Source organism: Photorhabdus sp. RM323S (genome assembly GCF_042879375.1).
In the GTDB taxonomy this organism is placed as follows: domain Bacteria; phylum Pseudomonadota; class Gammaproteobacteria; order Enterobacterales; family Enterobacteriaceae; genus Photorhabdus; species Photorhabdus tasmaniensis.
This window is the reverse complement of the sequence record NZ_JBHFKZ010000006.1, coordinates 56,325-82,814: the sequence shown is the minus strand read 5'-3', so window position 1 is coordinate 82,814 and position 26,490 is coordinate 56,325. Positions and strand designations below refer to the sequence as shown.

At 42.2% G+C, this 26,490-nt stretch carries 19 protein-coding genes; 7 read left to right on the top strand and 12 right to left on the bottom strand.

Annotated features, from left to right (window positions below; all coding sequences use genetic code 11):
* From ACGF7G_RS04760 to ACGF7G_RS04735, 6 genes are all read right to left on the bottom strand, one after another.
* Entirely contained in the window at positions 1-666 is a 666-nt protein-coding gene (locus tag ACGF7G_RS04760) for an ABC transporter ATP-binding protein (RefSeq protein ID WP_387463866.1), read from the bottom strand.
* Positions 650-1,813, bottom strand: a complete 1,164-nt coding sequence (locus ACGF7G_RS04755) for an efflux RND transporter periplasmic adaptor subunit (protein WP_387463864.1) — start codon at positions 1,811-1,813, stop codon at positions 650-652. Before ACGF7G_RS04755 ends, ACGF7G_RS04760 begins: the two co-directional genes overlap by 17 nt.
* 18 nt (positions 1,814-1,831) lie before the next feature.
* Positions 1,832-6,220, bottom strand: a complete 4,389-nt coding sequence (locus tag ACGF7G_RS04750) for a condensation domain-containing protein (RefSeq protein WP_387463862.1) — start codon at positions 6,218-6,220, stop codon at positions 1,832-1,834.
* Between the two features lie 17 nt (positions 6,221-6,237).
* A complete protein-coding gene (locus tag ACGF7G_RS04745; protein ID WP_387463861.1) occupies positions 6,238-6,732 on the bottom strand; it encodes a hypothetical protein in 495 nt (164 codons plus the stop codon).
* Entirely contained in the window at positions 6,729-7,739 is a 1,011-nt protein-coding gene (locus ACGF7G_RS04740) for a hypothetical protein (protein ID WP_387463859.1), read from the bottom strand. The genes ACGF7G_RS04745 and ACGF7G_RS04740 overlap by 4 nt, the downstream gene beginning before the upstream one ends.
* Positions 7,740-8,318: 579 nt before the next feature.
* Positions 8,319-9,383 (bottom strand): radical SAM protein, encoded by a 1,065-nt coding sequence (locus tag ACGF7G_RS04735; protein WP_387463857.1) that lies wholly within the window; start codon positions 9,381-9,383, stop codon positions 8,319-8,321.
* A gap of 548 nt (positions 9,384-9,931) precedes the next feature.
* Here ACGF7G_RS04735 and ACGF7G_RS04730 point away from each other — a divergent pair.
* Both ACGF7G_RS04730 and ACGF7G_RS04725 read left to right on the top strand, forming a co-directional pair.
* The gene (locus ACGF7G_RS04730) at positions 9,932-10,384 is read left to right on the top strand and encodes a DUF441 domain-containing protein (RefSeq protein WP_387463855.1); all 453 of its coding nucleotides are present in this window, start codon (positions 9,932-9,934) and stop codon (positions 10,382-10,384) included.
* Positions 10,385-10,389: 5 nt separating this feature from the next.
* Positions 10,390-12,441 (top strand): tRNA(Met) cytidine acetyltransferase TmcA, encoded by a 2,052-nt coding sequence (locus ACGF7G_RS04725; RefSeq protein WP_387463853.1) that lies wholly within the window; start codon positions 10,390-10,392, stop codon positions 12,439-12,441.
* Here ACGF7G_RS04725 and ACGF7G_RS04720 read toward each other — a convergent pair.
* From ACGF7G_RS04720 to ACGF7G_RS04700, 5 genes are all read right to left on the bottom strand, one after another.
* Complete coding sequence (locus ACGF7G_RS04720) at positions 12,395-12,580, bottom strand: YpfN family protein (protein WP_387463852.1); 186 nt, start codon at positions 12,578-12,580, stop codon at positions 12,395-12,397. The genes ACGF7G_RS04725 and ACGF7G_RS04720 overlap by 47 nt on opposite strands.
* The gene (locus ACGF7G_RS04715) at positions 12,568-13,257 is read right to left on the bottom strand and encodes a M15 family metallopeptidase (protein WP_387463850.1); all 690 of its coding nucleotides are present in this window, start codon (positions 13,255-13,257) and stop codon (positions 12,568-12,570) included. The genes ACGF7G_RS04720 and ACGF7G_RS04715 overlap by 13 nt, the downstream gene beginning before the upstream one ends.
* Complete coding sequence (gene dapE, locus ACGF7G_RS04710; protein ID WP_387463848.1) at positions 13,254-14,381, bottom strand: succinyl-diaminopimelate desuccinylase; 1,128 nt, start codon at positions 14,379-14,381, stop codon at positions 13,254-13,256. The genes ACGF7G_RS04715 and dapE overlap by 4 nt, the downstream gene beginning before the upstream one ends.
* Position 14,382: 1 nt before the next feature.
* Positions 14,383-14,766 (bottom strand): ArsC family reductase, encoded by a 384-nt coding sequence (locus ACGF7G_RS04705; RefSeq protein ID WP_387463847.1) that lies wholly within the window; start codon positions 14,764-14,766, stop codon positions 14,383-14,385.
* A 193-nt stretch (positions 14,767-14,959) separates the two neighbouring features.
* Positions 14,960-15,595, bottom strand: a complete 636-nt coding sequence (locus ACGF7G_RS04700; RefSeq protein ID WP_011146941.1) for a response regulator — start codon at positions 15,593-15,595, stop codon at positions 14,960-14,962.
* A gap of 576 nt (positions 15,596-16,171) precedes the next feature.
* Between ACGF7G_RS04700 and maeB the strand changes: the two genes are divergently transcribed.
* The 5 genes from maeB to ACGF7G_RS04675 all read left to right on the top strand — a co-directional run bounded on the left by maeB (position 16,172) and on the right by ACGF7G_RS04675 (position 24,982).
* On the top strand, positions 16,172-18,451 hold the full coding sequence (gene maeB, locus ACGF7G_RS04695) for an NADP-dependent oxaloacetate-decarboxylating malate dehydrogenase (RefSeq protein WP_387463845.1): 2,280 nt from the start codon (positions 16,172-16,174) through the stop codon (positions 18,449-18,451).
* 112 nt (positions 18,452-18,563) lie between these two features.
* On the top strand, positions 18,564-19,439 hold the full coding sequence (locus tag ACGF7G_RS04690; RefSeq protein ID WP_387463843.1) for a ChaN family lipoprotein: 876 nt from the start codon (positions 18,564-18,566) through the stop codon (positions 19,437-19,439).
* Between the two features lie 153 nt (positions 19,440-19,592).
* Positions 19,593-20,402 (top strand): TonB family protein, encoded by an 810-nt coding sequence (locus ACGF7G_RS04685; RefSeq protein WP_387463842.1) that lies wholly within the window; start codon positions 19,593-19,595, stop codon positions 20,400-20,402.
* A 121-nt stretch (positions 20,403-20,523) separates the two neighbouring features.
* Positions 20,524-22,581: a S9 family peptidase gene (locus ACGF7G_RS04680; protein ID WP_387463953.1), complete on the top strand. Its 2,058-nt coding sequence runs from the start codon at positions 20,524-20,526 to the stop codon at positions 22,579-22,581.
* 124 nt (positions 22,582-22,705) lie between these two features.
* The gene (locus ACGF7G_RS04675) at positions 22,706-24,982 is read left to right on the top strand and encodes a TonB-dependent receptor domain-containing protein (protein WP_387463840.1); all 2,277 of its coding nucleotides are present in this window, start codon (positions 22,706-22,708) and stop codon (positions 24,980-24,982) included.
* 32 nt (positions 24,983-25,014) lie between these two features.
* On the opposite strand, the gene xseA is transcribed toward ACGF7G_RS04675, so the two are convergent.
* Positions 25,015-26,382, bottom strand: a complete 1,368-nt coding sequence (xseA, locus tag ACGF7G_RS04670; protein WP_387463839.1) for an exodeoxyribonuclease VII large subunit — start codon at positions 26,380-26,382, stop codon at positions 25,015-25,017.
* Positions 26,383-26,490: the final 108 nt, after the last annotated feature.

Below are 26,490 nucleotides of genomic sequence, written 5' to 3'. Positions count from 1 at the left end.
CTATTGGGTCACCAAAGAACCATTATCCAGGTACAGCCTGCGTTTTGCATATCCAGCGACAACTTGATCATGCGTCACTAGGATGATGCCACATCCACGATGATGTAATTCAGTAAAAAGCCGCATGAGATTGGCCGCATTGGTGGTATCCAATGCACCGGTAGGTTCATCGGCAATAATAAATTTCGGATTGTTGATTAATGCGCGGGCTACAGCAACGCGTTGTTGTTCTCCCCCAGAGAGGTGACGCGGGTATTTAGCTAATAACGGATTAAGATGGAGGCGATCTATTAAATAATTGAAGTGTTCTCTGTCATAATCGAAGTTTCTTTTTAAATAGTACCTGGGCATCAGGATATTTTCATCAATGCGGTAGTTATCGAGCAGATTATAGTTTTGAAAGACAAAACCAAAATATTTCCGCCGTAAAAGCGCTAATGAGTGAATCTTTTGCTGAGTAACCTTGAGGTCGTTAATAATATATTCTCCCGCACTGGCGATATCTAAAAGCCCGATGATATTCAGTAAGGTACTTTTCCCTGAGCCGGAGCGCCCAAGAATGGCAATATAGTCATTCTGGCCGATTGTTAAGCAAATATTTTTCAGGACAAGATGCTTTTTACTCTCATTGCTGTAGGTCTTGCAGATATTATTGAGTGTTATCATTTTTACCCCCGGTATTATCTTGTTTGACCAGCACAACGATTTGTTCGTTATTCTGCAATCCGCTGGTAACGATTGAGCGTACGCCGTCGTTATGCCCGACAAGTAATTTTCTGACTACGATATTGCCATCTTTCATCTCACGTAAAAAATAGGCGGTTAGATTATCATCCAAAGGTTGATGCCGCTTATTATTCAATACATCACTGGGGATAGTCACTACCCCGGTGCTTTCGTGTGTCACAATAGTGACATCAGCACTCATACTGGGTTTTAGCAGGAAATTGTCATTAGGCACATCAAACAGAACGGTATAATAAACTGCATTATTAATTAAGTCAGGTTTATACATAATCTTCTTAACATTACCATGCCATATATGCTGATTCGCCCCATAGGTCCTAAAGGAGGCCTTTTGCCCCAGTACGATTTGGTTAATATCTGCCTCGGAAACTTTTGCATAGACAGTCATATTCTTGAGATCGGCAATCTGCATGAGAACCGGTGTTTGTTGATTAACATTCAGGGTTTGCCCTGGATCAACATGGATTGCGGTCACTACGCCGGCGATAGGTGAATAGATTTGGGTATAACTGAGGCTGACTTCTTCATTACGCAAAATATGTTCATTTTGCCTGATATCAGCGTTGAGGCTTTCAATTCTGGCCTGACTTTTTTTCACGCCAAAAGTGGCTTCATCCAGCAATTGCTGGCTGGTTGCAGAGTGCCGGTTAAGCTGTCTCTGGCGTTTTTCCGTGATGGACAGAAGTTCATAGGTGTATCGTTCCTCCCTTAGCATGGCACGTAATTTTTCCAGCCGTGCGCGGCTTGCTTCAACTTTGGTGCGATAAAAAGTGTCATCAATACTGGCAACCAGCTTACCTGCTTCGACAACATCTCCGACCTCAACATGCAATTGGATTAACTGGCCTGAGATTTGGCTACCAACGTTAACCTGGCGGGTCGGTTGTATAACACCGGCAGCGCCTACTATGGTGATAACATCACCCAGTGTTCCGGTGATGATTTGTTCTGTTATAACCGCAGGCGTTTCTTGCCGATTGAATTTGTCATAAATTACAGTAAGAAAAGCGATCATGATGATAGTGATAACTATCCATTTCTTTTGTTTAACCAGCACAATCAGCATCCATATTCGTGTTTGTTATCATTGCGGATCGACAGGCGCCAAGCCATATTGCGCACCCGTACAATCCAATAGGTCCAGCAAAAATAGCCCCATGTCGCTGATGATATCTTCTGAGAAAATATCATCGTCGTAGAGCCACTCCAGGCCTATCCCGGTTGGTGAATTGACCAGTTCAAGCGCGATATCCCCTTTAGGCTTGAGCCCTTTGATTTTCTCTTTTGTGCAATGGGTTTCACCAAGATGTAAACCGGTGGAGAATCCTATTTGAGAAGAGAAGTAATAAGCGATTTCCGGTAACTGTATGCCGTGGTGGTGGTGAAGGTGTTGTTTCAGATACGTCAGCGAGATATTTGAATGGGCGTTTGCATCCATCAGGAAATCACGAACATACCTGGATACGTTCATTAATGAGGTTTCCGCAGTAACATAGGGCAGTAGCAACGTTGTAGCAAAGCTGCCGACACTCTCGAATGACACAGGAGGAACGCGGTTGGCACAAGGGATACCCAGGATCAATTCGTCTTTATTAAGTAATGATCGGATAGTCATCAGAAATGCCCCAATCACGATCTGTTCCAGAGTCACCAGGTGTTTTTTCTGCACGCAGGACAGTGTGGTAATTAATTGAGGAGACAACGGCATTGAGTAGCGTCGGCCACGAACCCGAAGATTAGCCCCTGATATAATATCTCGCTGTCCGGCAACAGAAAGTACGTTGAGCAATTTTTCTGTCCAAAAATTTAATGTTTCGTCCGACATGCGCTGATTAATGACGCTAACGCTTGTTTCTGTAGTCGCTGCAATTTTCGCTGCATTATCCGTATAAGCTGAGGATAATTGTTGTAATACATGAGCAATCGACATTCCATCACAAAATGCATGATGGAAATTTAACAAAAAATAATGTTTATGCTCTGCTATTTTCAACAATTTAAAACATACCGGTGGATTGTCCTGCAATGACATCGGCTTGAATGCCATATCATTTAAGATTTTGCGCAACGAAATCTCAATATTGATGCCAGTAGCATGAGTCAGATCGATATATTCAAAGGGCAGGTTTTCTTCGGTTGCAGGTAAAAGGGTTAAAGAGAGTTGCCCATCCGTCATGGTGACTCTTTGGCAAAGAGCAGGGAAACATTGCAGGGTATACAGCAAAGCAGAGCGTAATTTCTTTAAATCGATATTACCGGCCAGATGATAATATAACGGGATATTATGGGCACCTGAACGATTAGAAATAGTATCAATTATCCAATAATACTGGTCATGTTGTTCTGTTAGGCAAGTGTTATTTTTGTAGGTTAGAACTGGCATCTGCCCCTGTTGAATGACAGATTGCAATAAATAACCCAATCTGGGGGAGTGGTAGAAATCTTCCAGGCGAATAGAACAATCAAAACATTGCTGGATCTTATTAATGAGCAATAATGCTTTAAGCGAAGTACCACCTGCGTCAAAGAAATTCGTATCTTCATCAACAACTCCATCGCTATCGCCAAAGACTTCGCGCCATAATGTAAAAAATATTTCGCGTTTTTCTCCTTTAATCTGTGAAACATTCTCTTCTTTATTCAACCCTGTCACGGAGGTGGAATAGTGGGATAATGCTGATTCGACAATAAAAGGCACCTGTAATTTTGGATAACATCCACGCAGGAATGAGACGATTTCGTGACGTGCAATTGAATATGAGTCATGAGGGATAAATATATTGATATACTGATACCCGGTTTCATTCTCCTTTATCGTTAAATGAATTTCATCAATATGAGTTGCCGCTGTAAGTATTTTTTGCATCTCTGCTAGATCGACACGTTTCCCATCAATTTTATGCTTTTTGTCCAGTCGTCCAACGAAATTTAAATTTCCCTGGGCATCGTAAAACCCACGATCTCCTGTTAAATAATAGATTTCTCCATCGTTTAACTGTAAGAATTTACACGAGGTTGACCGATTGTCGTTAATATATCCAGTACATATAGAATCCCCACGAATACATATTTCTCCACTGCTACCGCTGATAATATTATCAGTTCCATATTCCCGAATGACAATGGTACTATTTGCCAATGCTTTACCAATAATATTACCGGGTTGGAACTCATCATCTATTTTGTGACAGCTTGCCACAACACAACATTCTGTTGGGCCATAAGAGTTAATCAGAGAAATTCCGCCTCCTACTTTTTCCAACCAATGGTGGATGGCTTTATCCATTGCCAGATCGCCACCGATAATTGTCATTCTGATGGTTGGTGACAATTCTTTAATGGCTGCGTGCAGGAAAAAGACAATTTGGTGCCAATAATTCGTAGGAAAGTTAACGACAGTTACCGATTGTGCATGGCAAAATGAAAACAGTGAATCAAGCTCAACGATCATGTGATCACTGGCAATTGCCAGTGTCGCTCCCTGATAAAAACAGCCAAATACTTCCTCAATATAAGCATCGAAAACCGGAGTACTGAAATTAAGAATAACGTCATCTTGTTGAATACCATACCTATCTGTCATAGCGGCTAAATAAGCATAAAGCCCCTTGAAAGTTATCGGTACCGCTTTTGGTACTCCGGTGGTGCCTGATGTAAAAAAGATATAGGCTTCATCCTCTTTGGTCGCCGGGCATTTTATGTCATTTCCCGGAGATATCTGGGAAGGGAATGTGTTCATATCTTCAATAAAGAAAATCTGCGTATTATTAATATCACTCACTTTCTCATGATGGTGACGAGAAGTTATTAATAAAGAGATATCCAGCCCATGCAATATATTGCTGATTTCTTCTCGTCCGAATGTCATGTTGATTGGAATAAGGCATAATCCCGCAGTATGGATTGCTAATATAGACAATAAGGATTCCATTCCTCTGGGCAATAATACTGCTATTCTTCTGTTTTTTAGGGGGCAGGATAATAGCAGTTGGCTGAAAGTTAATAATTTACTGTAAAGTTCATGGTAATTAAGGCAATGTGCGGAGTTTATTGTGGTTTGATTTCCGCAAATTACTGCTTTTTTATTCGGCGATATTGTAGCGATTTGCGCTATTTTGGTAATTATATTCTCTTTGATGGGGTGATTAACGAAAATATTCTCTGGAGTCCCTATGCCAGATATCATATTACCAATGAGTTCAATTTTTTTATATTTTTCCCAATATGTTTCGACAGTTTCATTGATATTTTCTGCAATGGCGTTATAAATACATAAATAATCATCAACCAAAGCATCGGCGGTAAAGTTACTGTACAAGCGGCTTGCTGCATCCAATTCAACTAATGCTGACTTTTCGTCAGAAGAAAACCGGATATTAACCCCATAATCGTTTACTGCGCCGGAAGCCATACAGCCGCGAATCGCACGATTATTTTTCATAAGATCATGTTCAATCTCATGTAATAAATTGACATAAGGGACAGCAGTTAATTGATCTGCCCGGCTTATCGCGCCATCATTTAAATCACTTATATCAATACGGCTATGCCTGCTATGCAGACTAATTTGCGACTGCATTTCCATGAGGATCTGTTTTATCGTTGTTCCTGGCGATAAAGAAACCATAAGAGGTAAAGTGTTCATTGCCGGGCGATAATAACGGTATTCTCCTTTGTCACGTCGGTTAGAGAAAGGTAAATTAATGATGCTTGTTGATAAACGGCCCCGTTGGGTTATTTGCAAGCATAAGGCTAATATCATCATTAATTTATCATTAAAGGTAAAACCCTCGTTGTTTGTGGTGAGTGGTCGGCTCACTTTAATTGCTTTCGACGGAAACAGGCGTTTACTGGCATAATCCTCTAATTTGGGAAGTTGGTTGAGGTAATTATCCCAATAGTTTTTGTCGTTGGCATAATGTGCGCTTGCTTTATATTTAACATCATTAAGATAAGCTTGGTAGGTAAAAACAGACTCTGATGTTGAGTGAAATAGTTGTTGTTCATAACAGGACAAAACATCGTGAATCAACTGACTTATGCCCCAATAATCTGTGGCGACATGGTGAGCGATAATTCCCCAAAAGCAGCACCCAACATCATTAAAATAAAGATAATGCCTGATCGTCACACCATTTTCAGGAGCCAGTGGTTCAGTTATTCTTTTGTTGAAATCGGCTTTTGTAGCTTGTTCTATTGCCGGATTTGACAGTTTTATTGATATAACTTCGATCGGAGCAGAACACTTCTCCTGAAAAATATTTTGTTCAGAAATACGGTAACGTAAGGAAAAACCATCATTGAAGCTATGAATGGTCATAATGGTCTGTTCCAATCTTTCCAGACTAATACTGCCATTGAAGCTGACGAATTCGCCGACATTGAAGACAGACTTATCGTCAGCAACAGTATTAGCAATGGCTAAACGGAGCTGTGTATAGTTCAACGGCCAATAATTGTCGCTATATTCCATTATTTTTCTGCTCCACGTTATATTTTATCTCGTAATTCACCCTTTATTTTTTCGAAAACAGATTCATCTATGCATAATCCAATATTACTTTCTGCACTAAAGCATATTAAAGGGCGTTTACTGACTCGTAGAATGAAATATTTATTTCGTTTCTTGTGATAATATCCCGACGAATAATGGATAATATGTATACCATTACTGCGATGAAAATCTTTCAAGGAAACGCTTTCTTCCCGGCGCAATGAAGAAATAGCCCATTCGTGTGAATATACTCCGGACTTCATTAATAATTTTCCTTCCTTGACCATCGCCTTATTTGCTAGCAGTTGATAGCCTATAAATAAGGCAATGACCACGAAGAGAGTCGTCGTAATACTTGCCGCCAGCTTATTTGGGTTACTGCTATTAAGCCAGTATGGTACAGGCAGAAAAACCAGGGCGATCAGGACGAACATGGCGACGTTCATTAATATGACTTTGAAGTCTGGATTCAATCCCACAATATTGCTCATGCTGCGGCCATTCCTAAAGATAATTCGGTAAAAAGATGAATCACTTCTTTACGCTCTTCGCGTGTCGCCGGCAGATTGATATAACCACATTTTTGCGCAGCAAACAGGCAAGCGGTGATTTCCCTGCGGATAGCTTCTGTGACCAGGGTGTCCACCATCTTTTGATTGTTATAGAGTCTGGCAAGATGAAGAGAAGCCGTGCCGGTTGAAAGGTCACTGTGATCGATTTTAGGTAAATAATTTGCCATACATACAGTGACGGCTACTTGCACTGCCAGGCTCAAATAGGCTGCTACATTTACTGCCGCCGCTGCATTCACTGCCGCGACGACTCGGGTACCGACAGCCACATTCACCGCAGCAACCACGTTTGCCCCAACGACAAGACGGGCAATTTCGATACTGGTATCGTCTTCACTGTTCAAAGGCTCCAAAATTTCCTTCAACCTGATAAGGGGAGGGCTGTTTGTCTCTTGCAGCGGGTAGGATTCGATATGTTCTTTAAAATGTGCAACAAGGCTGGCGTCTTGATTGAGATGGTGGTTGATCCGGCTTCTCAGACTTGAACCTCTTTCGTTTAAACCATAGGCTTTCAGTCGGGAAAATAATTCTTCATAGTCATTGGTTTTTACTGCATTCATCAAATCTTTATCATAAGTGATGAACAACAGTAATTCCTCTGCTGAACCGGGGCTGACGATATTTTTGTCTATGCCGAATTCAGCCAGGACTTTTTCCGGTGATTCCCTGTATTCTAATGCTAAGTTGGGCTGCTGTTTGATGGTTTCCCAAAATCGGTTATAGGTGATGATCTCTTCCCAAACTTCAACCGGGAGTTTCGCGTTTGACATTGACAACCTTAACTTATTTTCTTCAACTTCTCCTGGAGAGAGCAATGAACGCGGCACGCCAAAGAGGCGATTGCTATCAGCACTGGCATTAACGGTTGGGATGACACTGCCAATAGCTGCTCCGGCTGCTACGCCAATAAATGTACGTCTTTTCATGATTCGTTCCTTTCTAAGTTGACGGAATTCTTTTTTTACTGGGTACTAGTAAGATGCGTACTAACCTTTTCTTATTAAATTTCTTTGTTGCTGAAATAATTTCATATAATAATTATTTGGCTAATATTTCTTACCAACGATATTTATCGTAAGTGTATATTGTGATTGCTGTAACAATATTTTGATATTATTCATAATGTTCAGTGGTGGAGCATAGAATAATTCGTCCTCAGCGCTATTAAAGGGTAGACGATACTAACTATTAGCCGGATAGTTCCATTTTGCAATATATTAGTTGATTAAATTTTTATTTTGAGTGTTTAGACTAAATATATCTTATTACAAAATCTGCTTATTTAGAGTCTGCTCACAAAACAGCAGGTAAAAATATTCCTAAAGGAGAATAAAGTATTTCTTTTCCTTGATTACCACCTTATTTAATAAAAACCTGATCGCCGGTAAATAGTGATCATGGTGATATTGATTAGTATGACGTTAAGGCCTGGATTCAATTCTGTCGTATTATACGGCCAACAACTACCCCCGTCACGATACTAATAAATGTACGTCGCTGCGTTATTACTCCTCCGTTAAGTTAACGGCATTTTTTTCTGCTGAATAGCAGATCAAATCCAGCCTTTCTTTGGCATTAAATTTCTTCATCACCGGAATAATTTCCCTATGATAGTTATCTAATAAATTCCGGCGTATTCCTTCGTCTTTATGCAGATGGGCACAGGCTTGGCAGGGGTGAACGATTTTTTCCAGATTAATGTTGCTATCATGCGGGCGATATTTTTTTAGAATTTTGTATGGTCCTTCTGTTCGCAACCATACTTTCATAAAGTCTTCTTCCTGTCCCTTGAAAAGCTGGGATAAATCGCCTCCCTGTAACCGACCCAGTTTCATCTCAGGAATATGTTCTAATGTCAGCCCACAGCAGGCGGAGATTTCACCGTGTGGTGTCAGTACGATATTTTCAAAGACCTGATCGCACCCTTTTGCCAATTGTTCATTCCGGTTTGGAACGTCTTTTCGTTCTTCACTGGTGTCATAGAACGGCATCCATGTATTGCGTTGCAGGCTAATTTTGTTTTGTTCTTTGAGGCGTTTGATGGTCGGATGCTGTGTGATTTGTGTCGCAATGGCAGAATCAGCAGTATCCTGTTCCACGGTAATCAGTGTCGTAATATTTTGTCCGGCTAATGCTTCTGCTGCCGCAACTACGCTGTCGATGGGTATCCATTCATTGTGATCTTTCCCGGTGCTGATATTTATTTCTGTGATCCCAGCATCAGTTAAATCTTGGGCGATTTTTTGTGCCTTTTCTCTGTTTTTTCCCCAGTAGCCGTTAGTCACGCAGCGAGTTAATAAGTTGTGATCTGAGGCGAAACGAATGGCTTCAATCAGATCCTTACCTAACAGAAAACACTCTCCACCACTGAAGACGACTAACTTTAACCCTGGAAAATTAGCCTTTGAGTGTGAAATAAATTGTTTAATTTCATCCAGGCTCAGACGCGCTTTCACGGAGGGATTACATTCAAAACAACACTCTTTGCAAGCAGCATTGCAAGTATATGTTGTGATCACTGTGGCAGTATTCGGATATTGTTCCCAATATCCAGTAGGAAAGCATGACATAATTTACTCTCTGTTGGATTAAAGGTCAGACGATATTTACTATTATCAGTATTAATTTATTTTGCAATGAATTGGTTAGTTAAATTTGTATTTTTGAGTGTTTAGACTAAGTATGAGTTGTTAAAAAAACACATATTTAGAGCTTGCTCACAAAATAGGAGAATATTTCTAACGTAGGTAAAGTAAATAATGAGTGACTATCGCGGAATGGATTGAAGTAACCGATTCTATCGTTGAAGTATTATATGCTATTTGAGCTGAAGGATTTCTATATAGAAAATTACTGTGGTTATTTTAGTCTCACAAGGTGATTTTATTTATGGTATACAAGATTATTTCTTGCAATTCTTTGGTAAAAAAGTCCTTTAACCATTCAATTAATTAAAAATATCCATTTTTTGAGGGTGTTTATTTTATAAAGAAAAAATATTCCCATTATAAACTTGTTAATTGTCTAAATTAGTAGGAAAATATAAGTCATTTCTGTGACATAAGGAAAAATTGCCCTGGCCTGATGGGATATAGGCTGCTATAGGGTATTGAAGTCTATGAGCCATCTTGATCCGACTTTATTTGTGCTGCTGGTGTTGGCGGTACTGGGTATCATTAGCCACAACATGACCGTCACTCTTGCCATGTTGCTCTTGCTGGTTATCCGTATAACACCCCTAAATCAATTCTTCCCCTGGGTGGAAAAATACGGGTTGACCATCGGTGTGCTTATTTTGACCGTGGGTGTGATGGCACCTATTGCCAGTGGAAAAATTACGGTACAAGCGGTTCTTAATTCGTTTATGAATTGGAAATCGTTACTGGCAATAGCAATCGGTGTATTAGTCTCTTGGCTGGGCAGTCGAGGGGTTTCCTTGATGTCTAATCAGCCTTCTACTGTTGCAGGTTTACTGGTGGGAACCGTATTGGGTGTTGCCCTGTTTAAAGGGGTTCCGGTGGGGCCGCTGATTGCTGCCGGGATTTTGTCATTGCTGATGGGTAAATCGTAGTCGTTATGTTGCCGGAATTGAGTGCGATACAGGCGGAAATGCAGCGGCAAGGATTACGCCGCTTGCTGGTGTTGAGTGGAGATCATAATTGGTGTTATCAACAGGCTAATGAGCTACAGCAGAGATTTACCGGTGATTGGTTATGGATCTCTTATCGCAAAGAGAAAGCGGCACTACCAGCAAAAGCGGTCAGCTTATTAGGTCAGGAATATCTGCACGGAATATTTGATGCTACCGAAGGTTTTAATGCGGAAGCACTGGCGATATTGGCGGGGACATTGAAGGCCGGAAGTTGGTTGGTGATGATGGTTCCATCGTGGTATCAATGGTGTTATCAACCGGATAAGGACAGCATACGTTGGAACCAACAATCAGACGCTATCCCAACTCCGCACTTTATTCAGCATATTCAGCAGCAACTTATTAATGATCCTCAAGTTTTGCTATGGCGGCAAAATACTTTTTTTCACCTGCCTGAATTTTCGCAATCCAGTGAGTGGCAACTGCCTGATGGTAATCCCACCGTTAGCCAGTATGCTATTTTAGCGCAACTTTTGCGGGTAAATCAGGGGGTCTGGGTAATTACCGCGCCAAGAGGGCGAGGTAAATCGACGCTTGCAGGCATGTTAATGCAGCAATGGCAAGGGAATAATTGCTGGCTGACGGCACCGGCAAAAGCAACGACTGAAATTATCAGAGGTTATTCGGGTGAAAAAGGGCAATTCTGGTCGGTAGATAATTTGCTGAAATATTGCAGACAAAACCGTGTGTCAGATATTGATTGGTTGCTTATCGACGAAGCCGCAGCTATTCCAACGCCTCAGTTATTTGAGCTGATAAGCTATTTCCCTCGGGTATTATTAACGACAACTGTGCAGGGATATGAGGGGACAGGACGGGGATTTTTACTTAAATTTTGTGCTGAAATTCCTGATTGTCATATTTTTAATCTGACAGCGCCTGTACGTTGGGCTGAGAATGATCCTCTGGAGAACTGGCTGGAAAATGCTTTATTGTTTGAAGATGCCATTCCGGTAAACAATTCTGATCAGGCGATCCGCTATCACATATATCAGCAGCAGCAATGGATTCAACAGCCGGAATTGCTGAGACAGTTTTACGGCATATTAACCAGTGCTCATTATAAAACTTCACCTTTGGATTTACGGCGTTTACTTGACGCCAAAGGAATGCAGTTTATTGCAGCGTTTGGAGATAAAGCCTTGACAGGTGCTTTGTGGATGGTTGACGAAGGCGGGTTGTCACCTGAGCTGGCACATGAAGTATGGGCAGGCAGACGTCGCCCCAGAGGAAATCTGGTCGCTCAATCGTTAGCGGCCCACAGTGGTTTACCTCAGGCGGCAGTCCTGAAATCTCAACGGATTAGCCGGGTTGCTGTACAGGCTAGCAACCGCAGACAGGGTATTGCTCAGGGAATGATTTCGTTTCAGCGGGCAAGAGCAAAAGGGCAGGGAATAGATTTTATTTCTGTCAGCTTTGGTTATACCGCTGAACTGTGGGCATTATGGCAAAAATGTGGTTTCCAACTAGTCCGTATGGGAACCCATTTGGAAGCCAGTAGCGGTTGTTATACCGCCATGGCGATTTTTCCATTGAGTGAGCAAGGAGTGGCACTTTGTATTCAGGCACAACAACAGCTTGCCCGTGATGCATATTGGCTGGAGTCACAGATTGGGTTCAGCTTGCCTGTTGATTACCAAATTGATCACCGTCTCAGTCAGAGTGATTGGCAAGAGCTTTCAGGTTTTGCATTTGCTCACCGGCCATTTTCTGCTTCATTACCGGCTTTGCAACGATTATTACTGAACAGTGATTTGCCGTTGCCCGCATTGAGAAATCATCTCCAGCAGGAGATGAGTATTGAGCAGTGTGTCACTGTGTTGAAGTTAAGCGGATATAAGGCATTAACATTATTCTGGCGGCAAGAAACCGCACAAGCGTTGGCAAGTCTCGACAAGAAATTGGCGGTACATTGGCAAGAATGGACTACTACTTTTTCTGAGGCCAGTTGTCCTTATCATCCCATTTGTCATTAAAATCCCGGTGAGGAGGAAGCTCTGGTTTATTATCCAGAAATTTTTTGACGTCCAGGCGGCGTAATTCTTTAATGGCATTGAGAAGAACGCCAACTAATAAAACTAAAATAATCCACCAATAATCAGCTAACCATTGCATTGGGTAATCTCCTGCGCAGTACCGAGGTAGTTTTCAAATAGATAAGGCAAGTTAGCCGATAACCAGTCAAGACCTGCGATATCATGTTGTTGCCATACATCCAGTAACATCTGTTTAGTCAGCAGTTTTTCCAGTTGTCCGGATAGTGGCCGGTAACTGATATGCCACGGCTCATAAGCGACACCATCACGCTTACCGACAAAAGGGCGATAAAAACCAAAATGGGCCATATTCTCTGTCAACCAATGTGTCAGCGGTTCAAAGTAGCCGCCATTTTCATATTCCCAAGGCTCCAGCTGTAATTTCTGGTTTTCCGGCAGCATCGTTGGAGCATAAATATCCAGTTCAGTACCCCAATGATGGCGGCTGGCACCGGGCAGGGCAGACCAGCGGAGAATCGCCTGACAAAGTTCTCCTTCTGTTAATTGGGTGATATCCATTGGTTGGCTATTTTCATCTAATACCGGGCGTTCTCCGCGGAATTTGCCATTCCAGATAGCCTGTTGACGCTGGAAATCGCGGAATGTACTGGCAGGTTGTAGATTAATTCCCGCATTTGCTGCTGCTTGCTGCATGGAAAGAAAAGATTTTACTGCTTCTGGTTGTAATCGGTGATTGCCAGAGAGAGAAATCAAGTGCCCGGTAGCCAGGCCAGTTAACATATTTGCGGTTATCACTGGATGAGTTGCTCCATAACGCGCTGATAAATCCGACTGAGTTGTTGCAGATCTGCGGCATTGACGGATTCATTAACTTTATGAATTGTTGCGTTGAGTGGCCCCAGTTCGATAACCTGAGCGCCCATCTGAGCAACAAACCGCCCATCTGATGTGCCGCCACTGGTAGATAATTCAGGTTTATAGCCACAGTAATGGTCTATTGCTTGTACGACGGCATTGACTAACTCGCCTTTGGCGGTCAGGAAAGGCTGGCCGGGCAATATCCATTCAATGGTGTAATTCAGTTTGTGATTTTTCAGGATTGTCTCAACCCGTTCGCGGATTTGTCTATCGGTCAGTTCCGTACTGAAACGGAAATTGAATTGGACCTGCAAATTCCCAGGGATCACGTTATGACTGCCCGTTCCAGCATGAATATTGGCAATTTGCATACTGGTTGCCGGGAAAAACTCATTTCCTTCATCCCACTGGGTGTTGACCAGCTCTTGCAAAACTGGCAGGGCCCGGTGGATTGGGTTATCAGCCAAATGCGGATAGGCAACGTGGCCTTGAATACCCTGTACAGTCAGATTAGCCGTCAGAGAACCGCGCCGGCCATTTTTCACCATATCGCCAAGGTGGTGCTGACTGGAAGGTTCACCAATCAGACAATAATCCAGCCGCTCATTACGGGATATCAAGGCTTCAACGACTTTAACTGTGCCGTGGGTGGCTTTTGCTTCCTCGTCAGAGGTAATCAAGAAGGCCAGGCGACCACTGTGGTTGGGATAATTGGCAACAAAGCGTTCAGCCGCAACAATCATGGCAGCCAGCGAGCCTTTCATATCTGCTGCGCCTCGGCCATATAACATGCCATTACGAATAGTCGGCTCAAAAGGGGGTTGTTCCCATTGAGATTCGTCGCCCGCAGGGACAACATCCGTATGCCCGGCAAAGGCCAATGTCAGGCCTGTGCCTCGATAGGCCCAGAAATTGTTTGTGTCGCCGAAAGGCATCCGTTCAATGGTAAAGCCAACGGCTTGCAGACGGGCGATCATAATATCCTGGCAACCTTTATCATCCGGGCTGACAGAGGGACGTTTTATCAGTTGTTGTGCAAGTTCAATTACAGGACAAGTCATTTCAGTGCGCCTCAGCAAAAAATTGCTGATATTCATCTGCCTTATAACCCAGCAGGCAGTTGCCTTTTGCAGAAATTAACAGTGGACGTTTGATAATAGCGGGTTGTTCCAGCATCAAGGCTTTTGCTGCTTCAGCGTTATTGATTGTCGCGCGTTGTTGATCACTCAATTTACGCCAGGTTGTACCACGGGTGTTAATTAATGGTTCCCAGCCAAGTTTGTCAATAAATGACTGCAAAAGCACGGCATCTAATCCATCAACACGATAATCGTGAAACAGGTAAGCGACTTCCTGCTCTTCCAGCCAACGACGGGCTTTTTTTATGGTGTCACAGTTCTTGATCCCGTAGAGCGTAAAAACAGGCTGAGAAGATTTATCCGACATAATTAAGAGATCCTTAAAAAAGAATTTAAATACCTAAACATAATGCTGGAAAATACCTGTTTTTTCCAGATGATGTCCTGATTTTTATTATCTGGGATATCAAAGGAGGGGAACGCAATCTTATCGGCCTGTCATCATAGCGATAAGAGCCGGCCCCCGGCAATAAACCAAAGAGGGCGGCTCAGGAAAAATATTAAGCTACGCCATTTTTCCTATGTTGCAGATACATAATTGTTGCAGCCAGGCGGGAACGTACGTTTAGTTTTTTTAACAAGTTTCTGATGTGTACTTTCACCGTCTCTTCAGAAATAAAGAGGACATCAGCGACTTCCTTATTGGTCATGCCACTGGAAACTTCTTTTAAGACATCTAATTCACGCTTGGTCAATTCAGATAAAGGATCAACATGTTTATGGCGGTTAGCCAGATGTTGATATATTTTTTCACTAAAGACAGTTTGCCCGCGGGCTGCGTGACGAATACTGCTTAATAGCGAATCCAAGTCACTGTCTTTCAGTAAATAGCCATTGGCGCCTGCGTCAATGGCTGCGTAAACATCATTCCGGTCATCTGAAACAGATAATACCAGGACATAAGAGTTGATCCCTTTTCTACGAATAGATTTAATCGTATCCACGCCAGAAAGACCATTCATATTGAGATCTATCATAATGACATCAGGTTTCAGTTTGCATGCAATGTTTATTGCTTCTTCACCATTGTCAGCTTCTGCTGTTACGGTAAGCGCTCGATCGAGCTCTACAATCTGTTTCAAGCCATGGCGAATGAGAGGGTGGTCATCAACTATCATCACTGAATGGTTATACATTTTCCTTCTCCCTAAAAGATTAAAGCCACGAAATGCACGATTAAAAGGCAGTAATGAATGGGTCTGCCCTAAATTAAATAACTATGAAAAAATTTTCTCAAAACCGATTGATTTACAGAATTGATAGCTCTGTAAGTCCAGAAAGCACATCCTGATATAAAAATATAAATAGCGCAAATTAGTTTGATAAGTAAAAAAAGAAGATGAGTAATTTTCACCAAAAACATATAACGATGAGGTGGAAAATAATATTGTAAATCAATTTGTTATAAATCTAATTATTAGATTTGTTTTCTTTTATAAAATTTATTTTAATTGAATTTATATTGAGGGTTTTTATAGGTTATAATTATCATAGTTATTATAACTAAAATAATATTATATAAATTATAATGTTTATTTATTGATGTTCCCATACTCAGTCGGTGGTATTGATGGGTAAATTCGGTCGTGTTTTTTGTGAGCAAAAAAGTGCTAATTTATGGGTAAAATGCTGTCAATGTTATGATTTAGCACACAGTACCCATTATACTGGTCCCGCTCTTACTCCAGATAATGTATATAAAGGATCCGACGATGGATGAAAAATTAAAACAGAGTGCATTGGATTTTCACCAGTTTCCACAACCAGGGAAAATCACGATTACTCCAACTAAGCCTCTGACAACTCAGCGGGATTTGGCTTTAGCTTATTCACCGGGTGTTGCCGCGCCTTGTCTGGAAATTGCAGAAGATCCATTAGCGGCTTACAAATATACTGCGCGTGGCAATCTTGTCGCTGTGATTTCTAATGGTACTGCGGTCTTAGGGTTGGGGAATATTGGTGCGCTGGCAGGTAAGCCAGTGATGGAAGGAAAAGGCGTACTGTTTAAAAAGTTCTCAGGTATTGATGTATTTGATATCGAAGTTGATGAGTCTGATCCTAATAAATTAATTGATATTATTGCGGCGCTGGAGCCGACTTTTGGCGGAATTAACCTCGAAGATATCAAAGCACCGGAATGTTTTTATATTGAGAAAAAACTCCGGGAAAAAATGAACATTCCGGTATTCCATGATGACCAGCATGGCACCGCGATTATTTGTACCGCAGCTGTTCTGAATGGCCTGCGGATTATGAAAAAAGAGATTTCAGACGTTCGCCTGGTGGTTTCTGGTGCAGGTGCTGCATCAATTGCCTGTATGAACTTGCTGGTTGCGCTTGGATTAAAACGTGAAAATATCGTGGTATGTGACTCTAAAGGGGTCATTTATCGTGGCCGCGATGAAAATATGGAAGAAACTAAAGCCGCCTATGCGATTGAAGACAATGGCAGCCGTACATTAGGTGATGTTATCCCGGGTGCGGATATTTTCCTCGGATGTTCCGGGCCGGGCGTATTGACTCAGGATATGGTGAAAACCATGGCGAAAGATCCCCTCATCATGGCGCTGGCAAACCCTGAGCCCGAAATTCTGCCGCCATTGGCTAAACAAGTTCGTCCTGATGCCATTATTTGTACCGGTCGCTCTGATTATCCGAATCAGGTTAATAATGTTCTCTGTTTCCCATTCATTTTCCGTGGCGCGCTGGATGTTGGTGCGACAACCATCAATGAAGAGATGAAACTGGCTTGTGTTCACGCTATTGCTGATTTGGCGATGGCAGAGCAGAGTGAAGAAGTGGCTTCTGCCTATAATGATCAGGATCTGTTTTTTGGCCCGGAATATATTATTCCCAAGCCATTTGATCCACGCCTGATTGTTAAAATTGCCCCGGCAGTGGCTAAAGCCGCAATGGATTCTGGCGTGGCAACCCGCCCGATTGAAGACTTTAGCGCGTATATAGAGAAACTGAATGAGTTTGTTTATAAAACAAACTTGTTTATGAAGCCTATTTTTTCTCAGGCCAAAAAAGCGGAAAAACGGATTGTTTTGGCCGAAGGGGAAGAAGTGCGTGTATTACATGCAACTCAAGAGCTGATCTCTCTGGGATTGGCTTACCCGATCCTGATTGGTCGCCCAAGTGTTATCGAAAGGCGTATCCAGAAACTGGGGCTGCATATTGAAGCGGGTAAAGATTTTGAAGTGGTTAATAATGAGAATGATCCGCGCTTCAAAAAATACTGGCAAGAATATCACCAGATCATGAAGCGCCGTGGCGTTTCTGCGGAACAGGCGCGCCGTGCAGTCATTGGTAATCCAACCTTGATTGGGGCAATTATGGTGCTGCGTGGGGAGGCTGATGGCTTGATTTGCGGCACCGTTGGCAGTTACAGCGAACATTATGATGTGGTGAAAAATGTCTTTGGTTTCCGTGATGGGGTTCATACTGCCGGTGCAATGAACGCATTACTCTTGCCAAGCGGTAATACTTTTATCGCTGATACCTATGTCAATAATGATCCAACACCTGAACAATTGGCTGAAATTACCCTCATGGCCGCAGAAAGCGTCCGCCGTTTTGGTATTGAGCCGAAAGTTGCGTTGCTTTCTCATTCAAGTTTTGGTTCTGCGGATTGTCTCTCAGCCCAGAAAATGCGTCGGACGTTAGAATTGGTCAACAAAGTGTCACCTTCACTTGAAATTGATGGTGAAATGCATGGTGATGCCGCGTTGGTTGAAAGTATTCGCCGTGACATCATGCCGGATAGCCCACTGAAAGGGGCGGCGAATCTGTTAATTATGCCAAATATGGAAGCTGCCCGTATCAGTTATAACCTGTTGCGCGTAACCAGTTCTGAAGGGGTTACCGTTGGCCCGGTGCTGATGGGCGTTGCAAAACCGGTACACATTCTGACGCCAATTGCTTCTGTACGTCGTATCGTCAATATGGTTGCTTTGGCAGCCGTTGAAGCGCAGACTCATCCGTTGTAATACCAATGGGTTAAAATAGTCCCGGCTCCCTGGTGGGAGCCGGGACCGGTTATTGTAAATAATTCTTATTATCTATATGATGCGGAAAAATATTATATGGATAACGGACGTTATGAAATCTTTCACCGTTGTAAAATCTTTTCTGATTATCTGTGGCTTACTTATCTTATCTGGGTGTACCTCTGTACAACAAAAGCCCACTCCCCAAGTGCTTTCACCCGAACTGACTCAGCAAGGGGGGATTGTCGATCTTAAAACAGGCAATGCTGTTACTCCTGATGAATTGCTCAACCAATTGGCATCACACCAGCGGATCATTGTGGGTGAAAAACACGATAATCCATACCATCATCAGATTGAGCTTTGGCTGGTTCAGCAGCTTCGTCTTAAAAGAGAACATGGTGCGGTTTTGCTGGAAATGATTAACCCCGACCAGCAGGAAAAAGTGAATAAAGTTAAAAGTTGGTTGCAAACTAAACCTAGCGTGCGTGAAAGCCGCATAAAAGAGTTGCTGGCATGGCACGATGGCTGGCCGTGGCAGTTGTATGGCGGGTTGGTCATGGAGCTTATGCAGCAGCCTTATCCGTTATTGTTTGCAAACCTGAATCGTAGTGAAGTTAAAGCTGTTTGCTGTAACCTGCCGGTTCTCCAGGGAGATATTTCCGTCGCCAAAAATGTAAAATCGCGGATTGAAGCGACGATTAAAGATGCTCATGGTGGTGAAATAACAGCACAACAATTATCTGTTATGACAACTATTCAGCAAATGCGGGATCGCCGAATGGCAGAGCAGCTACTTAAAGCCCCGGCACCTGCCACATTGATTGCGGGTGCATACCATGCAACAAAAATAATGGGTGTTCCTTTACATGTTCAGGATCTGTCACCACAAGAAGATCTGGTAGTGCTGATTATGGCTGAGAAAGGCAATGTAATGGACAGTCAACATGCAGACTATATCTGGTATACACCAGCAAAAAAACCATAGATATTTTAAGTAAATGATGGTTTCTTTCCGGTAGTTAAAGGGCCTTGGCACATGGATGTGCGCAAGTTAACGATATATATAAAAATAATTTTCATTAGCATATGAAATTAATTATCATTACTAAATGATAAGTAAAATTATGCGCTGTAATCCATGTTGACGCTGACAAACCCCATCTTTCAAACAAATCCTGTTAAAAAAGGACTTGCTTTTACTGTTGCTATTGCTGTTCACCTCATTTGGGTTATGTGGATTATCTATCAGCCAGAAGAAGTTTCCGATCAACTGATGCCCCCTCCGGCAGTGATGATGGAATTTTCATTACTGACCGAAGCAACACATCAAGTACAGAAACAATCTATTGGTATTGAACAGCAGCTTTCTGTTACTAGCCGGCAGCAGGAAAGTGCGGTTAATGAGATGAAAACACCTGAGCTTACTAAAAATGAGCAGGCTCAAATACGGGTGCATAAGCCGAAAAAACAAAAAAAGAATCTGGAAGAGCAGAATAAAACATCCCAAGTGAAGCGTCGGCAGGCAGAGGAAGAGAGTGAAAAGTCTCAGAATAGTGCTGCCAGGGTAAGCAGTACCGCTACGTCGGCTAATTTGACTTCGCGGGTTGCGGCCTCTTATGACAGTGATTCAAATACTGTCGTTGATGCAGATGCTTTATGGCGAGCTGAGGTTATCGGGCATTTGAACCGTTATAAACGTTATCCCGAGGATGCACAGAGAAGAAACCGCACTGGCCGGCCTACAGTCAGATTCACCATTAATAAACAAGGTTATGTCACTAACAGCGATTTAGTCCATCGTTCAGGTACCCATTCTCTGGACAGGGAAGCGAAGCAAGTTCTGGCGAGAGCGCAGCCATTACCGATTCCTCCCGATAGCGTTTTAAAAGGCAGTGAAATTACGATAGAACTGCCGATTGATTTTAATTTAACTAATCGAATCTTTTAGCGACTTAAGGACAGCAGATATGTTAAGGCAGCAAGCGCGGTTTGCCCTGAAAACTAAAGGGCTGTTATTAACGTTTTTATTGAGCGGCTGGTTGAATTCTGCCGCCGCAGAAGGAGAAATTATGCCACCAAAGGCCATGAAACAACCACATCAGATGACGATTCACGGTGATACCCGTACAGATGACTATTACTGGATGCGGGATGATAATCGCCAGGATCAAAAAATCATTGATTATCTGGCAGCCGAAAATAAATACACCGAACAGATGCTGAAACCCGGAGAGCAACTGCGGGATACCTTATATGAAGAAATGGTCGGCAGGATGAAACAGGATGATCAGTCTGTACCCTATACTTATAACGGGTATATTTATCGTACCGTCTATGAAGCTGGAAAAGATTTCCCGATTTATCAGCGTAAACCTGTTGATGGCTCATCAGACTGGCAGGTTCTGGTTGATGGTAATGAAAGAGCTAAAGGTCACGAATATTATCAACTGAGTCATTTTGCTATCTCTCTGGATAATAAACGTATTGCAATTACTGAAGATACTCAGGGACGCCGTAATTATCAGATCTCTTTTAAAGACATTGCTGATAACCAGTGGAATAATGACGTAATAAAAAATACTTCCGGCAACATTGTTTGGGCAAATGACAGTAATACACTGTTTTATGTGCGCAGACATTCACAGACTTTATTGCCATACCAAGTATTTCGTCACCAATATGGTACAGATACCACCGAAGACCAGAAAATATATCAAGAAGAAGATGAGCGTTTTTATTTAGGCATAGCTAAAAGCGCCTCCCGTGATTATATTATGCTGTCGATAATCAGTAATTCGACTTCTGAATATTTGCTGATTGACGCGAATAAACCACAAGCTGAACTCCAGATATTTTCTCCTCGTCAGGAAGGTCGGGAATATTATATTGATCATTTCCGAGGCCATTTTTACATTCGCTCAAATCATGAAAGTGAAACTTATGGGCTTTATCAAACTGATGCCATAAATACGCCGTGGAAAACAGTGATTGCTCCGCAACAGGAGACGGATCTTGAAGATTTTGCACTGTTTAATCACTGGTTGGTCGTTCAGGAGCGAATTAAAGGATTGCCGACTATTCGCCAGATAAGTTGGGAAACTGATCAGGAAAAACAGATTAAGTTTGATGATCCAAGTTATATGGCATGGATTGATTACAACCCTGAACCTGATACCGATGTTGTACGTTATGGTTATTCATCCATGACAACACCAAGTTCAACATTCCAGTGGAATATGAAAACCGGTGAGCGGGAATTACTTAAACAGCAGGAAGTCAAAGGCTTCGATAAACATCATTATGAGAGTCAGCGTATTTGGGTGAAAGCCCGTGATGGCGTGGAAGTTCCTGTTTCTTTGGTTTATCGTAAATCCCTGTTCAAAAAAGGCCAGAACCCGATCCTGATATATGGTTATGGGGCTTATGGTTTCAGTATGGATCCTTCATTCAGTTCACCACGATTGAGTTTATTAGATCGGGGCTTTGTTTACGCGTTAGTACATGTGCGTGGTGGCGGTGAATTGGGTAAAAAATGGTACTTGCAAGGTAAAGTCGAAAATAAAATGAATAGTTTTACTGACTTTATTGATGTGACCAAGGCACTGATTGCTCAGAAATATGGCGACAGCAAACGAGTTTATGCTATGGGAGGCAGTGCTGGTGGTTTGCTGATGGGGACGGTGATTAATCAGGCTCCGGAATTATATCGCGGTGTGGTTGCTCAGGTACCATTTGTTGATGCGGTGACAACCATGCTCGACCCTTCTATTCCATTGACAGTAGGAGAATATGAAGAGTGGGGTAATCCGGAAAATAAAGAAGATTATCTTCGAATTAAATCATATAGCCCGTATGACAATATAAAGCATCAGCGCTATCCCAACTTATTAGTCACGAGTGGATTGCATGATTCACAGGTTCAATATTGGGAACCGACTAAATGGGTAGCAAAATTACGCGATATGAAAAAAGGCGACTCTATTTTATTATTGGAAACCAATATGAGTGCCGGGCATGGTGGTAAATCAGGCCGTTTTAACCGACTGAAAGACACTGCACTGGATTACAGTTTTATTTTGATGCTGGATGATGCTAAGAAATATTTTCCACAATTAAAAGATAACTGAAAGAAATTATAAATATAAGTTTTTATTGAAAGCACTGATAATTATTTATCAGTGCTAAATATTGCTATTGTTTTTTGAAAATGGGCATGTAAGCAAATATTTATATGCATTTTGGATGATTGAAATGAAAATAATGACAAAAATAGCAGGGGCCAGCGTTGTTTTTATTGGGCTTCAAGGGCTTGCTTATGGTGAGGAAAAGCAAGAGGGGAAATCAGATAAGGTGCTGAAATTCAGTAGTCTTAAGGTTTCAGGTTCACAGGATAATACTGAAATTCGGGCAATGGAAAAGCCCGGGTCTTACAGTTCTAAAGGTGAAGATACTAAACTTCAGTCAGTGGATAGCATATTGCGCAGTATACCAGGAACCTATACTCAAATAGATCCGGGGCAGGGAACAGTGAGTGTGAATATTCGCGGACTAAGTGGCTTTGGGCGAGTGAATATGATGGTTGATGGTGTTAGCCAGAGTTTTTATGGTACATCTCCGACGAGTCCAGCTCACGGTACTACTTATAACCAATTTGGTGCAATAATTGATCCTAATTTTATCGTGGGAATCGATGTTAACCGTGGTCAATCTGATGGTTCAGATAGCGTTAATGCATTAGTCGGTAGCGCTAATTTCCGCACAATTGGCGTAGATGATGTGATATTCGCGGGAAATTCATTGGGAGTACGCACAAAAGCAAATTATGGCAATAATGGTATTGGTCATAATGGCATGATAGCGGTTGCGGGTAAAACACCGGCTTTCAGTTCTGAGGGTTCAATCGGTGCTATGCTGGCTGTCAGCGGGCACTCAATTGATGCGCATTATAAGAATGGTGACGGAGTATTAAGCGATGAGTTTGCGACAAATGAATCATTTAAGCAAAAACCCAATTCGCAATTAATTAAAATAAATATTAAACCGAGCGACTTTCATGATATGGAGCTCAGTGGACGGAATTATCATAATAAATTCACCCGTCGTCATATTGATAGTCGGGATATTTACCTAAAATACAATTACACACCATTCAGCGAATGGGTTGATATAAAATTACTGGTCAGCACCAGTGAGGGGACTCAACGCTACGAAGGTGATTCACTTTATAGGCTGCTAAATAGCAATGCTAAAAACAAATCAGATGCAATAGATATCAGTAATATCAGCCGTTTTGGCTATGGTGACACAGATTTTGAACTAACATTCGGCAGTAAGTTGATGAAAACGGAATATAGCAAGGCAACGGATAGTATTTATTCTGGTGAAGGTCAAAATGAAGAAGAAAGGAAAAAGTATGAAAAAACAGATGGCGAAGCAAAAGAAAATAATGTTTTTGCACCAAGTGGTAAACAAGATATTACCAGCATTTATGGCGGGCTGAAAATTAGTCGTGGAATTTATCGGGCAGACATTTCGTTTAATTATATGAACTACAGTGTCAAAGGCCATAAACCGGCTTGTGATCTGCGGATCCCTTGTTTCCCTCAATGGGAAACTGAATTGGATTTGAAAGAACATGGATTTAATCCAGGTGTTTTACTCTCAGCAGAAATTATTCCTGAATTCCAGCCATTCGTCAGTTATGCCCGTTCAATGAGAGCGCCAAATATTCAGGAAACTTTCTATAGTAATGAAGGGGGTGGATCTATGAACCCATTTTTGAAAGGAGAGACATCAGACACTTATCAAATTGGCTTTAACAGTTTCCGCCCAGACTTGATTGTAAAAGGAGATACTTTCCGCCTGAAAGCTGCCTGGTATCAATCTAAAATAGAGAATTATATTCTCAGTGATATCTGGCTTATCTGTGGCAATAGGAAAACATGTAAAGCTGATAGTTCAGTAGATTACGGTACAGTCGATCCTAACATCAAAATGTATATCTATCACAATAGTCTGACGCCGGTAAAAGTAAGCGGATATGAAGTTTCTGCTGATTATGATGCGGGTATATTTTATAGCAAATTGGCTTATAGCTGGCAAAAAACGCGTCAGCCAACTTCTGCCGCTACAGCACATTTTGGTGCCGATCCTGTGTCACAATTGCCGGATAGTTTTATGACTTTGGATACCGGTATCCGTTTATTTGATGAGAAAGTCCGTGTTGGTGCGATTGTTAAATATACTGGTGATTCTCATAGGATGGACCCAGATCAATATAATTTTGATGACGACGGGCGGGTTATATTGCAAAGAGAACCTAAAATCCCAACGATAATCGATCTTTATAGTGATTATCAGATAAATAAAAGCGTGTTGTTGAAGTTTTCAGTACAGAACTTGGCAAATAAAAATTATTCGGAAGCACTTAATCGCGCAAATTCGTCGCCATTAATGATTGAACAAACTTCGTCTATGCAAACCGCCAGAGGGCGTACTTATATTGCAGGAGCAGAAATCCGTTTCTGATATAAAATAAGTGGCAAGGAATGCCACTATTTCTAACTTGCTGGTCGTTTTTTACGTTCTTTCTTGACTTTAACCACTTCACTCTCAATCCAGCCATCTTGTAACCGGGTTCTCAGAGCATCACCAACATGCACTTGCTTGGTTTGTTTCAGTAATTTTCCATCAGGGGCTTCGCTGATGCTGTAACCACGGGCCAGTGTTGCCAGTGGGCTGACCGCTTCCATTCGTGAGCAGGAAACGGCAAATTTTTCTCTGGAACGGCTGATTTGTCGTTCGAACGCTTGTTTTAACCGAAAATCTTGTTGCTGAATCTGTTGGCTATACTGGCGGATCTGCCGGCGGGGTTCTGAATACCAGAGCCGTTGTTGCAATTTGTCATAAATCAGATTGCTTTGCCGTAAATGCCGTTGCAGGCTATCAGCCAGCCGCTGGCGTAAACTGACCAGCAAATTCTGCTGACGAGCCAACCGTAAATGAGGGTGCTGTTGTTGTAAACGGTGAGATAACAGGCTGAAAACCTGCTGTTTCTGCGCAAAGAAGTAATCCATTGCCATTTCCAATCGCTGTTGTTGCGACTGGATTTGACGTAACAATTCGAGTTGATTACGGCTGACCAATTCAGCGGCTGCTGAGGGGGTCGGGGCCCGCAAATCTGCCACGAAATCAGCAATGGTGACATCCGTTTCATGGCCTACTGCACTGACTATCGGAATATCACTGTGAAAAATCGCTCTGGCGACACGTTCATCATTGAAGCTCCATAAATCTTCCAACGAGCCACCACCGCGTCCGACGATCAATACATCACATTCCTGCCTTGCATTTGCTAATTCAATTGCCTGAATAATCTGTAACGGCGCTTCTGTCCCTTGGACGGCTGTTGGATAAATGACGATTGGCAATGATGGATCACGGCGCTGCAAAATATTCAAAATATCATGCAGGGCGGCACCACTGGCTGATGTAATCACCCCAAGCTGTTGAGCAGGAGAGGGAAGGGGTTTCTTATGACGCTGATCAAATAACCCTTCGTCATTGAGTTTCTGTTTCAATAATTCAAACTGTTGCTGTAACAGGCCATCACCGGCGGGTTGCATATTTTCAATAATAAGCTGATAGTCCCCTTTGGGTTCATAAAGCGTAATTGCCGCGCGGACCAAAACCTGCTGGCCATTTTGTGGCTTGAATGTCACCCGTTGATTACTACTGCGAAACATTGCGGCCCGCACCTGAGCGCGTTCATCTTTCAGGGTAAAATACCAGTGGCCGGAGGCGGGTTGAGAAAAATTCGATATTTCAGCGCTCAACCAAATTCTGCCCATTTCCATTTCGAGCAGTTGACGGACCGTCTGATTGAGGCGGCTGACAGAAAAAATTCCAGTATTAGAAGGTAGTGACATGTGAGCCAGATCAAATTCCAAAACAAGGGCTTAATTCACCGATACTAACGTTCGTTATGAAGTAAGCAAGAAATTTTTTAATAAAATACTGGAGGCAACCGATTACGT